We start from the raw sequence: 14,642 nt of genomic DNA, 5'->3' as shown, positions 1-14,642 counted from the left end.
CATTTGGTCTGACAATGCCCCGCTGATGCATAAACGGCGTCCGCAGAACCAGGGTCGGTCGCTTCCTCGGCGGCATTCGGGATTGTCAAGGCCGGCACAGAACTGGCTAAAAAGGTATGGTAGCGCGCGAGGGTATTCGCTGAAAAGAGACCGCTTGAATGACGTAACCATATTGTCGTGGGCCAGCCACCCCATTCAGTGAGCAATATCGGTTCCAGTCGCTTTCCACGCGATCGCGCAATCTCGGTCAACAGGAACAGGACTCCCAGGCCTGCAGCCAACGCTGCAAGCGTGCCTGCCCACGCGCTGCCGCCGAGCGTCGGCCAAATGGAAAGTGCGACTGCGATGAGCGGGGCCAGCGTGAGGAGCGCCGGATAAAGTCGGGCTTGCCGACTGTAGGGGTCGAACAGTTGTGTCAGGTCAATCATAATTCTCGACCTGATGAAACCATTCAAATGGCTGCGCCGCTACCTCATTTGTACGCCTGGGGTATCCAGCAGAAAATTGCCGATAGTATGCCCCTTGCGTTTTGTTCACAGGGTAGCCCCGCCTCAGAAAGGCGTTCATGACCATGTTGCGGGGGTGCGTGGTGTCATCTTTAGGGGCCGACACCACCGCGACGCCCCGAGCCGGGCTGCCTTCAGTCTGAGGCGGGCCAAGCAGCTCGTTTAGAACTGAGGGACTAACGTTGCTCCTGCTACCATGATGCGGCACTTGCATTAAGGTGGGCTGAAAGATCGGCAGCCCTTGATTGCTCGCAAATTGGATTGACCAACTCAACGCGTTCGCACCTGCATCGCCGGTCAGCAATATGCGCGCGTCACCAAACCGGCCGAACAGAACGGTGCTCGTCTCATTCTCCGCGGCAGTCACGGGGTTCTCCTTCAGCAGCTCAATGCTCCAGTCTTCCGTGATCCACGACATAGCGCCCGCCAACGCTCGCGCGATCCAGGAAGCGATGCCACCACTTTGAAGGAGCATGTTGTCAGCTTCGAGAGCATTCGTGTTAGCTGCCGGTGTCTTGCGAAACTGCGGCACCAGTCGAAGGTAGCTCCACCGGGATGGTGACAAAACTGTTAGAGGTCCGATCTGTGTTCCTTGGAAAGGCTCATAGACGGGTATGTTCTTTTCAGCGGCTAAATCGAGCAGCTCGCTAATGACGCCATAGTTTTTCCTGATGGCCTTCTCCAATCCACCCACAGTCCATCGGGGGTCAGAGAAATAGGGGAGCATCTCTTCTGCGTGATGCCATACTCCATGCAGCCAAAGCGTGCCGACCGAGAAGTTCTTGAGAACCGCGCGAAGTCCGCATGCATGGTCCGTGTCTGGGTGCGTATTTATGACGTGGCTAATATGTGTGTCCGCTCCATAATGGAGCCGAATATGTTCAACTAAAACCTCGCCGGCCGTATCGGTCCCGCCATCAACGATGATGATCTGGTGGTTTGTGCCGTCCCAGTACCGCAGCGAAATCGCATCCCCCGCCTTAGACGCATCGCCTACCGGATGGAATTCGATTTCATACTCCATGATTCAACTTTAAGGGATAGTCACGGCGGCTACAAGCTGCCGACGTAATATACATGCCGGGAAGTTTGACCGCCGCTGACAACTTTCATTGCTCTCACCTTCAGGCGCTTTCTGCACGGCAAGTATCTCGAGTGGGCTGCAACAATTCGGCATCGTCCCGGACGACGTTTAGCATACTTGGCACGTGTTGGGGGGTGCACATACATTCCGTCGTTACACGCCGCGAGATGACAGCTTTCAGGATTCTAGATCTCCTAAACGCGCGACCGATCTTACGGCGCTTTGCTGACGGTCCGCATCGGTGGGCCCCATCGGCAGCTTTTGTCTGGAGCAGACGTTTTTGGTGGCCAATGTGGGTGACCGGCTCTGGTCGTATGCCGACACGGCATTCCTGCGGTTGAGAATGGCGGCTATCCTGTTTTCGCGTCTGCGAAGCTGCCTTTCCGGTCAGTCCCCAAAATCTGTCAAAGCGTACCCGCAAAATGGCAATCTCGGAGAATCTCACTCGCGAAACCCCCTCCCGCCTATCCCGAGCGCCGAAACTCTCTTTAGGGCAACTGGAACGATACCCAACTAAAATAGTTGAGTATCGTTCCAGTTGCATCTCAAGGCGATCCCTGAACCCGGTTTTTACAGGAATAAACCTCGGTCACGTTTGGCTCGTTTTGAAAACAGATTCTTCTCGCGCGATGGCAAGATAACGACAGATTTCCGGTGTTTTTGTCCGACAAATTACGTCAGCAAAAAGCATTTGTGGTTCATAACGTGACCGGGGTTTTTACCATTTCGTACCTTCAGCGAACCGTTCAGAGAAACTGTCAGAAAACCTCTCCGATGTAGGCGGAAAATTGATCCTCTCCAGTACGGATTTTTACCCGGCAAGCGCGCTTCGACGCGCCGATACGGGCAGAAAATCTCAAACGGTTTTCATTGCTGAGACTGCTTGGCGGGGCGAGATGGATTCGAACTTTTGATATGGAATCCATCAAAATCCATTCGGTACCAGACCGGATCCCAACAGAGAAAATACCACGAAATTGCGTATTCCCAGTTCGCAGCGGACTCTCAGCAGTACCGAAGAAAACAGGAAACGCGCAAAATCGCGGCAAAAATGGGTAAGTTCTCTGTTAAACCAATAACTTAGGACTGGATGGCGGAGCGGGTGGGATTCGAACCCACGATACGCTTTTGACGTATACTCACTTTCCAGGCGAGCGCCTTCGACCACTCGGCCACCGCTCCGCATGCACTGGACCGGGCGGCTCTAGAGCGCGGGCGGCGGAACGGCAAGGTTGCCCGTTACGGCGCGTCGCCCCTATGGCGGGGCGATGGCGCGACGCTTCGACACTCCCCCTTCGGCGAACGAGATCGCGGCGATCGCGCGCGCAACCCTCGCGGCGCTGCCGGACCTGTTCGGGCGACACCTCGGCGAGATCGTCGTGCGGGTCGAGGAACTGGCCGACGAGGCGACGCTGGCGGTGCTCGGGATCGACCATCCGCTCGACCTGACCGGCCTTTATGAAGGGGTGCCGATCGGCGACAAGGAAAGCGCCGCGCCGGGCGCGATGCCCGACCGGATCACCCTCTACCGCCGCGCGATCCTCGACGAATGGGTCGAAGAGGGCGAGCGGTTCGAGACGCTGGTCCATCACATTGTCATCCATGAGGTCGGCCATCATTTCGGGCTGAGCGACGACGACATGCATGCGATCGAGGAGGGCGAGTGAGTTTGCTCGCGTTCGAGCGGGTGGCGTGTGTACGCGGCGGGCGATTGCTGTTCGACGGGCTCGATCTCGCCATCGGGGCGGGCGAGGTGGTGCATGTTACCGGGCCCAACGGGTGCGGCAAATCGAGCTTGCTGCGGCTCGCGGCGGGGCTCCTGACGCCGAGCGCGGGACGGATCGATCGCGGTGCGACCTTGGCGCTGGCCGACGAAGCGCTGACGCTCGACCGCGAACGGACGCTGGGCGAGGCGCTCGGCTGGTGGGCGCGGCTCGATGACGGGGAGGGGCGGCTGCCCGACGCGCTGGAGGCGTTCGGGCTGACCCGGCTCGCGCCGGTCCCGGTGCGGCTGCTGTCGACCGGACAGGCGCGGCGCGCTCGGCTGGCGCGGGTCGTCGCGAGCGGGGCTCGGCTGTGGCTGCTCGACGAACCGCTGAGCGGGCTCGACACGGACGGTACCGCGCGGCTCGAGGCGGCTATCGCGGTTCATCGTGCTGACGGTGGCGGGGTGCTGGCGGCGAGTCATGTCGCGCTCGGCGGCGAGTGGCGCGAACTGGCGCTGGGCCGGTGATTGGTGCGCTGATCGCTCGCGACGTGCGGCGCGCGCTCAGCGGGGCGGCGTGGCTGCCGGTCGCTTTCTTCCTGATCGTTACCGCGCTGGTGCCGTTCGCGGTCGGGCCAGATGCGCGCCTGCTCGGGCGGATCGGCGGGGGCGCGTTATGGATCGCGGCGCTGACCGCCGCGCTGCTGCCGATCGAGCGGCTGGTCGAGCCCGACCGCGCCGACGGGGTGCTCGACCAGCTCGCCCTGCGCGGGGTCGCCGAGGAGACCATCGCGGCGGCGAAGATCGCCGGCCACTGGCTGGCGTTTGGGCCGCTGCTGCTGTTCGCGGCGCTGCCGGGGTCGCTGTTGCTCGGGCTTGACGGGGCGGCGCTCGGGCGGGCGCTGACAACACTGGCGATCGGCACGCCGGGGCTCGCCGCGCTGGCGGTCGCAGTCGCAGCGCTGACCACCGGATTGCCGCGCGCCGGGGCGCTGGCCGGATTGCTATTGTTGCCGCTAGCCATGCCGCTGCTGATCTTCGGTGCGGCGGCGAGCGGGGAAGGCGGGGGATCGGCCTTGATGCTCGAAGGTGCGGTGTCGCTGTTGCTGGTCGCCGGTGCGCCGTTCGTCGCAGGCGCCGCGATCCGGGCGGCGCGGACTTAGAGTCTTTGTAGGAGAACTGCACCAGCCCGCACCCGCCTTCGCCGAATGTCCGGGGGACATTGGGATAGAATGGCCCGGCCAACCCACTCAGTGTATCTTATGGGTTGGCCGGGCCAAAACCCAGGATGCCCCCCAGGCATTCTGGCTAATGGCGGGTGCGGGCTGGTGCAGAACCGGCGAAGCCGAAACAGACTCTAGTCCCGGCTCCAGCGAGCAAAAATCGCCGTCGGCAGCAACAACGCGCGTGATTCCTCGCGGACGGCCATTTCACCGACCTCGACCTTGCCCCCCAAGTCGGCGACGAGCTGGCCGAGCAATTCGCCGATCGCCAGCGCCGACATCCGCACCGCGTACACCGTGAGGACGAGGAAGCGCGATTCGGCGTCGAGCAGCCGGCGGCAATCGGCGAGGAGGAAGGCGAGATGCTCCTCGAGCCGCCACATCTCGCCCTCGGGACCGCGGCCGAACTTGGGCGGGTCAAGCAATATACCGTCGTAGCGGCGGCCGCGGCGGACCTCGCGCGCGGTGAACTTGGCTGCGTCGTCGACGATCCAGCGGATCGGCCGCTCGGCGAGGCCCGACAGCGCGGCGTTGGCGCGGCCGCCCTCGACCGACTTCTTCGATGCGTCGACATGGACGAGGCGCCCGCCGGCCTCGCTCAGCAGCAGCGTGCCGACCCCGGTGTAGCCGAACAGGTTGAGGATCTCGGCGTCGTTCGCGCGGGCCTGCATCCAGTCCCATTGCGGCGCCATGTCGGGGAAGAATCCGAGGTGGCGGAAGGGGGTGAGGGACGCGTTGAAGCGCACGTTGCCGCGTACCAGCGGCCAGCTGGCGGGGACGGGACGATGCTGGATCCAGCGCCCGCCGCCCTCCTCGTCCGAGCCGGGAACGAAGGTCGCGTCGGGGTCCCAGTCGGTTGTCGCCGGGGCCCACATCGCCTGCGGTTCGGGGCGGACGACGCGGACCGGTCCATAGCGCTCATATTTGCGGCCGTGACCGCAGTCGATCAGCCCGAAGTCGGCCCACGGCTCGGCGACGATCGTGTCGAGTAGCATCGCCTGGGTCCTACGCCGCGAGCGCGAGCTTGCTGCCGATCGACGCGATCGCGACCGGGCCGGCGTGGAGCGCTGCCCCGGCGGCGCGCGCGGCGGCGAGGTCGACCTCGCGCAGTTCGGCGACCATTTCCTCGGGCGTCATGATCCGCCCGAACACCTCGATCGAGCGCGCCATCTGGTCGGCGCGGCCCTGCACCGTCTCGAGGCTCATCAGCAGGCCGGCCTCGAGCTGGGCGCGGGCGCGGGCGAGTTCGGCTTGCGAGAGGTCCTCGGCGGCACGCGCGACGATGTCGCGGGCGAGCGCCATCGCTTCGCCGGCGTTGGCGCGGTCGGTCGCGCAATTGACCGCGAAGAACCCCGTCTCGGCGAACCCTTGGCCCCAGGCGTAGACCGAATAAGCGAGCCCGCGCTCCTCGCGCAGCTTCTGGAACAGGCGCGATGACATGCCCCCGCCGACCGCGTGGGTGAACAGCGACAGCGCCGGCGCGGCGGGCGCATCGGCGGCGACTCCGGGCAGCGCGAACGCCCAGTGGGCCTGCTCGAACGAGCGGCGGTCGTGGCGGGTGCCGCCGCTGAAGCGGGCCGGCTCGACTAGCGGTGTCACACCCGGCGCGAGGTCACCGAACAGACGTTCGGCAAGCCCGACGACGGCTTCCGGATCGACCGCGCCACTCGCCGCGATGACGATCCGCTCGGGGCGATATTCGCGGGTCAGCCAGGTCCGGCAGTCGGCCACGGTCGCGGCGCGGATGGTCGGCTCGCGGCCGAGCACCGGGCGGGCGAGTGGCTGGCGGGCGAACATCGCTTCGAACAGATGGTCGTGGATGAGGTCGTCGGGCTGGTCGAGCGCCTCGCCCAGTTCGGACAGGATGACCAGCTTCTCGCGTTCGAGTTCAGCGTCGTCCAACGTGGGCGCGCGGACGAGGTCGGCGATCAGTTCGAGCGCCAGCGGCACGTCGGGGCCCAGGATGCGCGCGTGGAAGACCGTCTGGTCGCGCGCGGTCCACGCGTTGAGCGAGCCGCCGACGTCCTCGATCGCTTCGGCAATGCCGCGCGCGTCGCGGCTCCCGGCGCCCTTGAACACCATATGCTCGACAAGGTGGGCGAGGCCGCCGAGCGCCTCAGGCTCGGAGCGCGATCCGACGCTGGTGTAGAGCCCGACCGAGGCCGACTGCGCGCCAGGCATCGGGTCGACCGCGACGGTTACGCCATTGGCGAGGCGGTGGAGCGCGGCACTCATAATGCAGCGGGCTCGTCGGGCTTGCGCGGCGGGAGGCGGCGCAGCGCGATGAGGTAGATGACCAGCGCGACCCCGGCGAACAGGAACCATTGCACCGCATAACTGCGATGATTGTTGGGGATCGATGTGACGCTCGGCGGCGCGGCGGGCTCGAGCCCCGCCGAGGCCCCGTCGGCGACGAGGTGCATCCGCGACACCGCGTCGGGGCCGATGATCCCGCTGACCGGCCCGCCCTTCCAGCTGGCGCCGGCCGTGGGGTTCTTCGACCAGCCGATGACGACCGCCATACCTGGTCCTTCGGCGCCGGTGCGACAGTCGGCGACGTGGGCGAAGCCGGGCTCGCCGCCCTTGTTCGTGCCTGCGACGGTGCGGCGGCCGACAACCTCGAGGCAATTGCCGGTGGCGTAGCGGTAGAGCGGTAGGTTCCTGCTGTCGGTGGGGATCGTCGGGAACGCGATCGGCGGGAGCTTCGACGCCTGCGCATAGCGCGCGATCAGCGCCTCTTTCCACTGCGCGCGCTGCAACTGCCAGATGCCGAGCCAGATCATCGTCGCCACGGCGAGGCCGACGACGATCGTCGGGACCAGCGGCAGGCGGCGGGGAGCAAGGGCACTCATTCGACGATCTTTCCTTCGCGGGCGCGGTTGGAATATTCCTGGAATATCAGCAGTGCCTTTGCGATCCGCAACCCGCCGACCGTCAGCGTAATGCCGATCGGGACCCAGATGATATGCACCCAGTAAGGCGGGCTCTGCGACAGCTCGAGCGTGATCGCGCCGATCACCAGGATCGCGCCCACGATCAGGATGAGGAACGCCGCCGCTCCGTCACCGACATTGAACGCCGCAAAGTCGAGCCCGCACCGGGCGCAGGCTGGGGCGAACGCCACCGGCCCGGCGAACAGGTCGCGCGCGCCGCACCTCGGACACAGCCCCTGGAGCGCGGCGGCGACGCGGGTCGGTGCTCGATGCGTCAACCGTGAATCGGCGCGCCCCAGCCGCCCCAGACGTAGATCGAGACGAACAGGAACAGCCACACCACGTCGACGAAGTGCCAGTACCAGGCGGCGGCCTCGAACCCGAAATGCTGCTTCGGGGTAAAGTCGCCCTTGTTGGCGCGGATCAGGCAAACGATCAGGAAGATGGTGCCGACGATGACGTGGAAACCGTGGAAACCCGTCGCCATGAAGAAGGTCGAGCCGTAGATGCTGCCCTTGAAGGCGAATGGCGCATGGGCATATTCCCACGCCTGGATGGAGGTGAAGACGAGGCCGAGCACGATCGTCGCCATCAGCCCGAGCTTTAACCCCTTGCGGTCGCCGTGGATCAGAGCGTGGTGCGCCCAGGTCACGGTCGTGCCTGAGCACAGCAGGATCAGCGTGTTGAGTAGCGGAAAGGCGAACGGGTCGAGCACCTCGATGCCCTTTGGCGGCCAATGGCCCCCGACCGCGTCGACCGCGCTCGGGAATAGCGCGGCGTCGAAGAAGGCCCAGAACCAGGCGACGAAGAACATCACTTCGGACGCGATGAACAGGATCATCCCGTAGCGCAGGTGGAGCGACACGACCGGGGTATGGTCGCCGGCGTGCGCTTCCTTGATGGTATTTGACCACCAGTTGTACATGGTCACCAGCACCATCGTCAGCCCGGCAAGGCTGATGAACTTGCCATAGGGATTGGCGTGCATCCACATCACAGCCCCGCCGAACAGCGCCAGCGCCGAAAAGGCGCCGATAATCGGCCAGGGGTCGGGCTCGAGGATGTGATAGTCGTGGTTCTTGGTGCCGGCCATGCGTCGTGATCCCTTAGTCTTCGCTGCTTCGCCTCTAGCGGGCCGAAGCCGGAGTTTCCACCGGGTAAAATGTGTAGCTCAGCGTGATTTCGTCGATGTCGCGCGTATCGGGGTCGGTGCGCAGCTTGGGATCGACAAAGAACACCACCGGCATGCGGACATGTTCGCCGGGTTTGAGCGTCTGCTCGGAGAAACAAAAGCAGGCGATCTTGCTGAAATATTTGCCCGCCTGGGTCGGGGTGACGTTGAACACCGCCTGGCCGGTCGTGACGCGCGCGGTAAGGTTGGTCGCCGAATAGAAGATCTGGGTCTTCGCGCCGGGCTTGACCACCACGCGTTCCTGCTCGGGCTCGAACCGCCACGCGAGCCTTTGGTCGATATTGGCATCGAACCGCACCCCGACTTGGCCCGCCACTGCGCCGGGAGCAGTCGCCGCGCGGCCGGTTGTCCCGTCGAACCCCGTCGCCTCGCAGAACAGGCGGTAAAGCGGCGCCGAGGCGAAGGCGAGCCCGACCATCGCCGCGACGACCAGCGCGGCATAGAGCGCGACCCGACGGTTGCGGGCGTCGAGCGAGGCGGCGCGGGCGGTCACCAATTGAGCTTGATCTTGGCGATCGAGATCGCGAACACCAGCACGACGAACCCGCCGAGCAGCAGCGCGGTGATCATCGACCGCTCGTGCTGGCGTTTGCGTATCGCGTCCTCGGGCCGGATCATGCGCGCCTTCAGCATCTCGGCTTGCTTGGCGTGGCGCGCGCGCACTTCGTCCGCGGTTTCGTTGACCATTTCCTCACCCCCCAATGAGCAGCAATCGATCGGCGACCAAGGCCCCGAACAGGGCGAACAGGTAGACGATCGAATAGGCGAACAGGTTTTTCTCGGGGCGCATCGCCGCCGGATCGGTCGCATCGTTGGCAAGGACGCGCAGCGCCAGAACGAGGAACAGCGCGCTCAGCACCACCGCCGACACACCGTAGATTGCCCCGGTCAGCCCGAGCGGCCACGGCGCCACCGCCGCGACGATCATCGGCAGCGTGTAGAGCGCGACATGGCGGCGGGTCGTCTTCAGCCCCGCCGTCACCGGCAGCATCGGCACCCCGGCGGCGGCGTAATCGCTCTTGATGAACAGCGACAGCGCCCAGAAGTGCGGCGGTGTCCACAGGAAGATAATCGCGAACAGCAGCACCGGGAGCAGCGTCACGTCGCCCGTCGCCGCGGCCCAGCCGATCAGCGGCGGGAAGGCGCCCGCAGCACCGCCGATGACGATGTTCTGCGCGGTCCGGCGCTTTAGCCAAACCGTGTAGACCAGCACGTAAAACAGGATCGACAACGCCAGGATGCCGGCGGCGAGCGCGTTGGTCGCAAGGCCCATCAGCAGCACCGAAAAGGCGCCGAGCCCGACCGCGAAGTGGAGCGCGGTCTGGCGGTCCATCCGCCCGGCGGGGAGTGGGCGGGCGGCGGTGCGCTTCATCTTGGCGTCGAGGTCGCTCTCATACCATTGGTTCAACGCGGCGGCGGCGCCCGCACCCAATGCGATGCACAGGATAGCGGTGAAGCCGAGCACCAGCGGCAGCCGCACCGGCGCGGCGAGCATTCCGCACAATCCGGTGAACACGACCAGCGTCATGACGCGCGGCTTGGTCAGCGCGAGGAGGTCGCGCCAATCGGTCGTCAAACCCTCGGTCGCGGGGGGATTCGTCAGGTCGGCACTGGTCACACCCGCGTCATAGAAGCATGTCGCCAAGGTGGAAAGAGCCGCGTCGGGGTCATTGCGCGGGGCGGCGTCTTTGCTAGCCTGCGGAAATGCTTGGCCGATTCGCCCTCATCGCCGCGCTCGCTGCGCTTCCCGTCACCTTGCAGGTGCCGACGGTGGCTCCGGTGCCGCTCGCCGCCACGCTGCAAGAGGATCTGGTCAAGGTCGCGATCGAGACTGGCGAGGGTCGCATCACCGTCGCGCTCGACCGCGGCCGCGCGCCGCTGACGGTCGCCAACTTCCTGCGTTATGTCGACGCCCGCCGCTACGACGGCCAGAGCTTCTATCGCGCGATGCCCTATGACAAGGGCGGGCTGATCCAGGGCGGGATTACGTCGGACGTCAAGCTGCTGTTCAAGCCGGTGGCGCATGAGCCGACGTCGAAGACCGGGTTGCACAATGTTCGCGGAACGCTCGCGATGGCGCGGCTCGAGCCGGGGAGCGCGCAGAGCGACTTCTTCATCATGACCGAGGACATATTGGCGTTCGACGCGAGCGCGACCGATCCGGGATTCGCGGCGTTTGGGCATGTCGTCGAGGGAATGGACATTGCCGACAAGATCTTCCGCGACCCGATTTCCCAGACGAAGGGGGTGGGCGCGATGAAGGGGCAGATGCTAGAGCCGGCGGTGAAGATCGTGCGAATGGGACGGGTCAAGTAGGTCAGCGGAACGCGAATGTTCACAATGTTCACGGTGATGGGGGCGATTTCGCGGAAGTGTTGCGGGAAGAAAGATGCGAATGTTCACACATGTTCGCGCTCGTGACGATGTTTGCCGAGGTGCGGTTCCGCTGGGTGGATAAGGCTGACCGACGCTGTGAAAGAGCGCAGTCATGTTGGCACGGGTCATGGGCTGTAGGACAGTGTTTTCTGCAATGTCCGCTATGGGTGGATAGTGGACATTGCTTAGCAGCCAACCTCTTGGAGGATTCTCGCGTATTCCTCGCTTTCGGGCGATCGAATTAGCGCTCCCCGCTGCTGAAGCGCGGCCTTAATGTGCTGGTCTGCGCAGAGCGTTCGCCTCGTGCGCATCGGATAGGCTGCGAGCACTCTCAAGTAGGATGAGGCTTCGTAATCGTCGCTCTCCCGAACGACGTGCCCAACGTTGCGGCTCAGCCACTCGTCACGAGCAAGACGAGATGCTTTCTCGAAGCGAGGTGGCCGCAGATCTATTTGCTGCTGATAGGCCCGGAGATTGCAATCATAGTCAGTCAGAGTGCAGCTCAGCGGAAGAGTCGGGGAACAGCCGGTTAGCGAGAGCAGGAAGGCAACCAACGAGGGTCTCATCCGCGTCTTGTAGGCGGTGGGCTAACGATGGCAATGGGTCGCGCCGAATGTCCGCTTAGGGTGAGAAGTGCCTATACGCGCAGCGCCCTCACGGAAGTAAATCCCGTGACGTCGATCCTGTCAACTTTGCTGCAGGTCGGCCGCCTTTCGGCGGCTCAACGAATAAGCCGGCCTTGCCTTCGCAAGACCGCCCTTATTCGTGTGCGCCTCAAGCTTAGTCGATCTTGGGCAGGGTCTCGAACTGGTGGTACGGCGGCGGGCTGGGGAGCGTCCACTCGAGCGTTGTCGCGCCTTCGCCCCACGGGTTGTCGCCGGCCTTCTTGCCCGCCGCCAGCGACCAGAACAGGTTGACGAAGAACACCGCCATGCCCGCGATGGTGACCATGTAGCCATAGGTCGAGACGATGTTCCACTTCTCGAACGCCGGGGTGTAGTCGGGGATGCGCCGCGGCATGCCGTCGAGCCCGAGGAAATGCTGCGGGAAGAAGATGATATTCACGCCGATGAACATCAGGAAGAAGTGCAACTTGCCGAGCGGCTCGTTGAGCATTTTCCCCGACATCTTCGGGAACCAGTAATAGAAGCCCGCGAACAGCGTAAACACCGCGCCGAGGCTGAGCACATAGTGGAAGTGCGCGACCACGTAATAAGTGTCCTGCATGTAGGTGTCGACGCCGCCGTTCGCCAGCACGACCCCGGTCACGCCGCCGACGGTGAACAGGAAGATGAACCCGATCGCGAACAGCATCGGCGTCTCGAAGCTGATCGAACCGCCCCACATCGTTGCGATCCAGCTGAAGATCTTCACGCCCGTCGGCACCGCGATGATCATCGTCGCGGCGGTGAAATACATCTTGGTGTTCACGTCGAGCCCGGTGGTGAACATGTGGTGGGCCCAAACGACGAACCCGACGACGCCGATCGCGACCATTGCATAGGCCATGCCGAGATAGCCGAACACCGGCTTGCGGCTGAACGTCGCGATCACCTGGCTGACCATGCCGAAGCCCGGCAGGATCATGATGTAGACCTCGGGATGGCCGAAGAACCAGAACAGATGTTCGAACAGGATCGGGTTGCCGCCGCCGCTGGCGTCGAAGAAGGCGGTGCCGAAGTTGCGGTCGGTCAGCAGCATGGTGATCGCGCCGGCGAGGACCGGCAGCGCGAGCAGCAGCAGGAAGGCGGTGACCAGGATCGACCACACAAACAGCGGCATCTTGTGCAGGGTCATCCCCGGCGCGCGCATGTTGAAGATGGTGGTGATGAAGTTGATCGCGCCGAGAATCGAGCTCGCGCCGGCGAGGTGGAGCGCGAAGATCGCCATGTCGACCGACGGCCCGACCGAGCCCGAGGTGCTGAGCGGGGCATAGATCGTCCAGCCGGTGCCGGCCCCCAAGCCCGTTCCGCCCGAAACGAAGGTCGAGCCGAGCAGCAGCATGAACGCCGGGACGAGCAGCCAGAACGAGATGTTGTTCATCCGCGGGAAGGCCATGTCGGGCGCGCCGATCATCAGCGGAACGAACCAGTTGCCAAACCCGCCGATCATCGCCGGCATGACCATGAAGAACACCATGATCAGCCCGTGCGCGGTGATCAGCACGTTCCAGTGGTGGAGCGCCTCGTCGAAGTTGGTCGTGCCCGATCCGAGCGGCCAGGCCTGATTGAGGATCTGGATGCCCGGGTGCATCAGCTCGGCGCGCATGATGCCCGAGATCGCGCCACCGATGACCCCCGCGGTGATCGCGAAGATCAGGTAGAGTGTGCCGATGTCCTTGTGATTGGTCGACATGAACCAGCGCGCGAAGAACGCCGGCTTGTGGTCGGCATCGTGATGCGCGTCGTGCGCGTCGTGCGCGTCGAGCGGCAGGGCGTGCCCGTCGATGGTCGGAACGGTGGTGCTGGTCATGACTCTACGCCCTAGCGATTATTGGTGATCGTGCCCTGACCGGGCGCGGTGATTGATTTGCCTGCTTGGCCGAGCGCAATCACCGCGACGGCCGGGGTCGCCGAAGCCACCTGTGGCGCGGCGACGGCGGGGGTGCCGCCCGGCGACAGTGGCGAGACCGCAGTAGCATCGGGGCCGGTCGCGGGCTTGCCGACGCCGGGCATCTTGCCGCCCTTTGCCGCAACCCACTTGGCATAGTCGGCGTCAGATACGACCTCGACCGCGATCGGCATGTAGCCGTGGCGCGCGCCGCACAGTTCGCTGCACTGGCCAAAATAGACGCCGGGGCGGTCGACCTTGACCCAGGTTTCGTTGAGCCGGCCCGGGACCGCGTCCATCTTGGTCCAAAAGGCCGGAACGGCGAACGAGTGGATCACGTCCGCGCCGGTGACGATAAACTTGACCGTGCGGCCGACCGGTATCACCATTCGCTCGTCAACCGCCAGCATCGGCGGGCCGTCGGTGTCGGTGCGGAAGCGCTCGCCGGGCTTCACGTCCTTGGCTTCCTTGAGCATGTTCGACACGACCTCGAACCCGCCATTGTCCGGGTAACTGTAGGTCCAGTACCACTGGTTGCCGACGACCTTGATCGTCACGTCGGCCTTGGGCGGCGAATATTGGTGGCGCAGCAGCTTGATCGACGGGATCGCGATCGCCACCAGAATAAGAACGGGAAGGATCGTCCACACCACCTCGAGCACCGTGTTGTGCGAATTGCGCGAGGGGACGGGGTTCGCACTGCGGCGGAACTTGATCATCGCATAGGCGAGCAGCGCGAGCACGAACAGGCTGATCACGACGCACAGGGTAAGCAGCCAGTGATCGTGGAAGTTTGCCGCTTCCTGACCGATCGGGGTAACCTGGTCCTGCAGGCCGATGCGCCCGTCGGGCTGGCCGATACCGGGAGTCGGGGCGACCAATGCGGGGCCGGCGGGCATCGCCGTGGCCATCGGCATGGTGTGCCCGGCGTGCGGATCGACCGCCGTGGTCGTCGCCGCCGTCGCTGCCGCCGCCGTGGTCGCAGCGGGCGCTTGCGCCGCTGCCGGGCTCAGGCCAGCGGCGGCTAGCGCGATCGCAATCCCCAGAATCTTCATTATCACTCCGGCAAGCAG

At 64.5% G+C, this 14,642-nt stretch carries 15 protein-coding genes, 1 tRNA gene and 1 pseudogene; 4 read left to right on the top strand and 13 right to left on the bottom strand.

The window, feature by feature from the left end; translation table 11 throughout:
• The 3 genes and pseudogenes from Q0R27_RS04800 to Q0R27_RS04790 form a co-directional block, all read right to left on the bottom strand.
• Positions 1–428: pseudogene (locus tag Q0R27_RS04800) on the bottom strand (hypothetical protein); the annotation flags it as partial.
• Positions 421–1,530 carry an MBL fold metallo-hydrolase gene (locus Q0R27_RS04795; protein ID WP_293941563.1) on the bottom strand — a complete coding sequence of 370 codons (1,110 nt, stop codon included), beginning with the start codon at positions 1,528–1,530 and terminating at the stop codon, positions 421–423. The gene Q0R27_RS04795 and the pseudogene Q0R27_RS04800, both read right to left, overlap by 8 nt.
• Before the next feature lie 1,151 nt (positions 1,531–2,681).
• Positions 2,682–2,772, bottom strand: a tRNA-Ser gene (locus tag Q0R27_RS04790).
• An 86-nt stretch (positions 2,773–2,858) separates the two neighbouring features.
• On the opposite strand from Q0R27_RS04790, the gene Q0R27_RS04785 reads away from it, so the two are divergent.
• The 3 genes from Q0R27_RS04785 to Q0R27_RS04775 are packed head-to-tail and all read left to right on the top strand — an operon-like array spanning position 2,859 to position 4,458.
• Complete coding sequence (locus Q0R27_RS04785; protein WP_293941560.1) at positions 2,859–3,257, top strand: metallopeptidase family protein; 399 nt, start codon at positions 2,859–2,861, stop codon at positions 3,255–3,257.
• The gene (gene ccmA, locus Q0R27_RS04780; RefSeq protein WP_293941557.1) at positions 3,254–3,823 is read left to right on the top strand and encodes a heme ABC exporter ATP-binding protein CcmA; all 570 of its coding nucleotides are present in this window, start codon (positions 3,254–3,256) and stop codon (positions 3,821–3,823) included. The genes Q0R27_RS04785 and ccmA overlap by 4 nt, the downstream gene beginning before the upstream one ends.
• Entirely contained in the window at positions 3,820–4,458 is a 639-nt protein-coding gene (locus Q0R27_RS04775) for a heme exporter protein CcmB (protein ID WP_293941554.1), read from the top strand. The genes ccmA and Q0R27_RS04775 overlap by 4 nt, the downstream gene beginning before the upstream one ends.
• A gap of 194 nt (positions 4,459–4,652) precedes the next feature.
• Here the strand turns inward: Q0R27_RS04775 and Q0R27_RS04770 are convergent, their stop codons facing one another.
• From Q0R27_RS04770 to Q0R27_RS04735, 8 genes are read right to left on the bottom strand one after another with little or no spacing between them, the layout of a single operon-like run.
• Positions 4,653–5,513: a class I SAM-dependent methyltransferase gene (locus Q0R27_RS04770; protein WP_293941551.1), complete on the bottom strand. Its 861-nt coding sequence runs from the start codon at positions 5,511–5,513 to the stop codon at positions 4,653–4,655.
• Between the two features lie 10 nt (positions 5,514–5,523).
• The gene (locus tag Q0R27_RS04765; protein WP_293941548.1) at positions 5,524–6,753 is read right to left on the bottom strand and encodes a pitrilysin family protein; all 1,230 of its coding nucleotides are present in this window, start codon (positions 6,751–6,753) and stop codon (positions 5,524–5,526) included.
• Positions 6,750–7,370, bottom strand: a complete 621-nt coding sequence (locus Q0R27_RS04760; RefSeq protein WP_293941545.1) for an SURF1 family protein — start codon at positions 7,368–7,370, stop codon at positions 6,750–6,752. Before Q0R27_RS04760 ends, Q0R27_RS04765 begins: the two co-directional genes overlap by 4 nt.
• Complete coding sequence (locus tag Q0R27_RS04755; RefSeq protein WP_293941542.1) at positions 7,367–7,729, bottom strand: DUF983 domain-containing protein; 363 nt, start codon at positions 7,727–7,729, stop codon at positions 7,367–7,369. Before Q0R27_RS04755 ends, Q0R27_RS04760 begins: the two co-directional genes overlap by 4 nt.
• Positions 7,726–8,544 (bottom strand): cytochrome c oxidase subunit 3, encoded by an 819-nt coding sequence (locus tag Q0R27_RS04750; RefSeq protein ID WP_293941539.1) that lies wholly within the window; start codon positions 8,542–8,544, stop codon positions 7,726–7,728. Before Q0R27_RS04750 ends, Q0R27_RS04755 begins: the two co-directional genes overlap by 4 nt.
• 34 nt (positions 8,545–8,578) lie before the next feature.
• Positions 8,579–9,136, bottom strand: coding sequence for a cytochrome c oxidase assembly protein (locus Q0R27_RS04745; protein ID WP_293941536.1), 558 nt, complete (start codon positions 9,134–9,136; stop codon positions 8,579–8,581).
• Positions 9,133–9,330 carry a hypothetical protein gene (locus tag Q0R27_RS04740; RefSeq protein ID WP_293941566.1) on the bottom strand — a complete coding sequence of 66 codons (198 nt, stop codon included), beginning with the start codon at positions 9,328–9,330 and terminating at the stop codon, positions 9,133–9,135. The genes Q0R27_RS04745 and Q0R27_RS04740 overlap by 4 nt, the downstream gene beginning before the upstream one ends.
• 4 nt (positions 9,331–9,334) lie before the next feature.
• Positions 9,335–10,261, bottom strand: coding sequence for a heme o synthase (locus Q0R27_RS04735; protein ID WP_293941532.1), 927 nt, complete (start codon positions 10,259–10,261; stop codon positions 9,335–9,337).
• Positions 10,262–10,347: 86 nt separating this feature from the next.
• Here Q0R27_RS04735 and Q0R27_RS04730 point away from each other — a divergent pair, with 86 nt between their 5' ends.
• The gene (locus tag Q0R27_RS04730; protein ID WP_293941529.1) at positions 10,348–10,959 is read left to right on the top strand and encodes a peptidylprolyl isomerase; all 612 of its coding nucleotides are present in this window, start codon (positions 10,348–10,350) and stop codon (positions 10,957–10,959) included.
• Between the two features lie 840 nt (positions 10,960–11,799).
• Here the strand turns inward: Q0R27_RS04730 and ctaD are convergent.
• Both ctaD and coxB read right to left on the bottom strand, forming a co-directional pair.
• Positions 11,800–13,491, bottom strand: a complete 1,692-nt coding sequence (gene ctaD, locus Q0R27_RS04725; RefSeq protein WP_293941526.1) for a cytochrome c oxidase subunit I — start codon at positions 13,489–13,491, stop codon at positions 11,800–11,802.
• 11 nt (positions 13,492–13,502) lie between these two features.
• Entirely contained in the window at positions 13,503–14,624 is a 1,122-nt protein-coding gene (gene coxB / locus Q0R27_RS04720; protein WP_293941524.1) for a cytochrome c oxidase subunit II, read from the bottom strand.
• Positions 14,625–14,642: the final 18 nt, after the last annotated feature.

It is taken from the genome of Sphingomonas sp. (genome assembly GCF_025362505.1).
In the GTDB taxonomy this organism is placed as follows: Bacteria; Pseudomonadota; Alphaproteobacteria; order Sphingomonadales; family Sphingomonadaceae; genus Sphingomicrobium.
This window is presented reverse-complemented; position numbering and strand designations above follow the sequence as displayed.

Excerpts from the sequence above, each read along its gene's own strand:
- Q0R27_RS04785 (WP_293941560.1), top strand. The coding sequence starts at position 2,859 with ATGGCGCGACGCTTCGACACTCCCCCTTCGGCGAACGAGATCGCGGCG.
- Q0R27_RS04770 (WP_293941551.1), bottom strand. The coding sequence starts at position 5,513 with ATGCTACTCGACACGATCGTCGCCGAGCCGTGGGCCGACTTCGGGCTG.
- Q0R27_RS04765 (WP_293941548.1), bottom strand. The coding sequence starts at position 6,753 with ATGAGTGCCGCGCTCCACCGCCTCGCCAATGGCGTAACCGTCGCGGTC.
- ctaD (WP_293941526.1), bottom strand. The coding sequence starts at position 13,491 with ATGACCAGCACCACCGTTCCGACCATCGACGGGCACGCCCTGCCGCTC.
- Q0R27_RS04760 (WP_293941545.1), bottom strand. The coding sequence starts at position 7,370 with ATGAGTGCCCTTGCTCCCCGCCGCCTGCCGCTGGTCCCGACGATCGTC.
- Q0R27_RS04750 (WP_293941539.1), bottom strand. The coding sequence starts at position 8,544 with ATGGCCGGCACCAAGAACCACGACTATCACATCCTCGAGCCCGACCCC.
- Q0R27_RS04795 (WP_293941563.1), bottom strand. The coding sequence starts at position 1,530 with ATGGAGTATGAAATCGAATTCCATCCGGTAGGCGATGCGTCTAAGGCG.
- Q0R27_RS04740 (WP_293941566.1), bottom strand. The coding sequence starts at position 9,330 with ATGGTCAACGAAACCGCGGACGAAGTGCGCGCGCGCCACGCCAAGCAA.
- coxB (WP_293941524.1), bottom strand. The coding sequence starts at position 14,624 with ATGAAGATTCTGGGGATTGCGATCGCGCTAGCCGCCGCTGGCCTGAGC.
- Q0R27_RS04730 (WP_293941529.1), top strand. The coding sequence starts at position 10,348 with ATGCTTGGCCGATTCGCCCTCATCGCCGCGCTCGCTGCGCTTCCCGTC.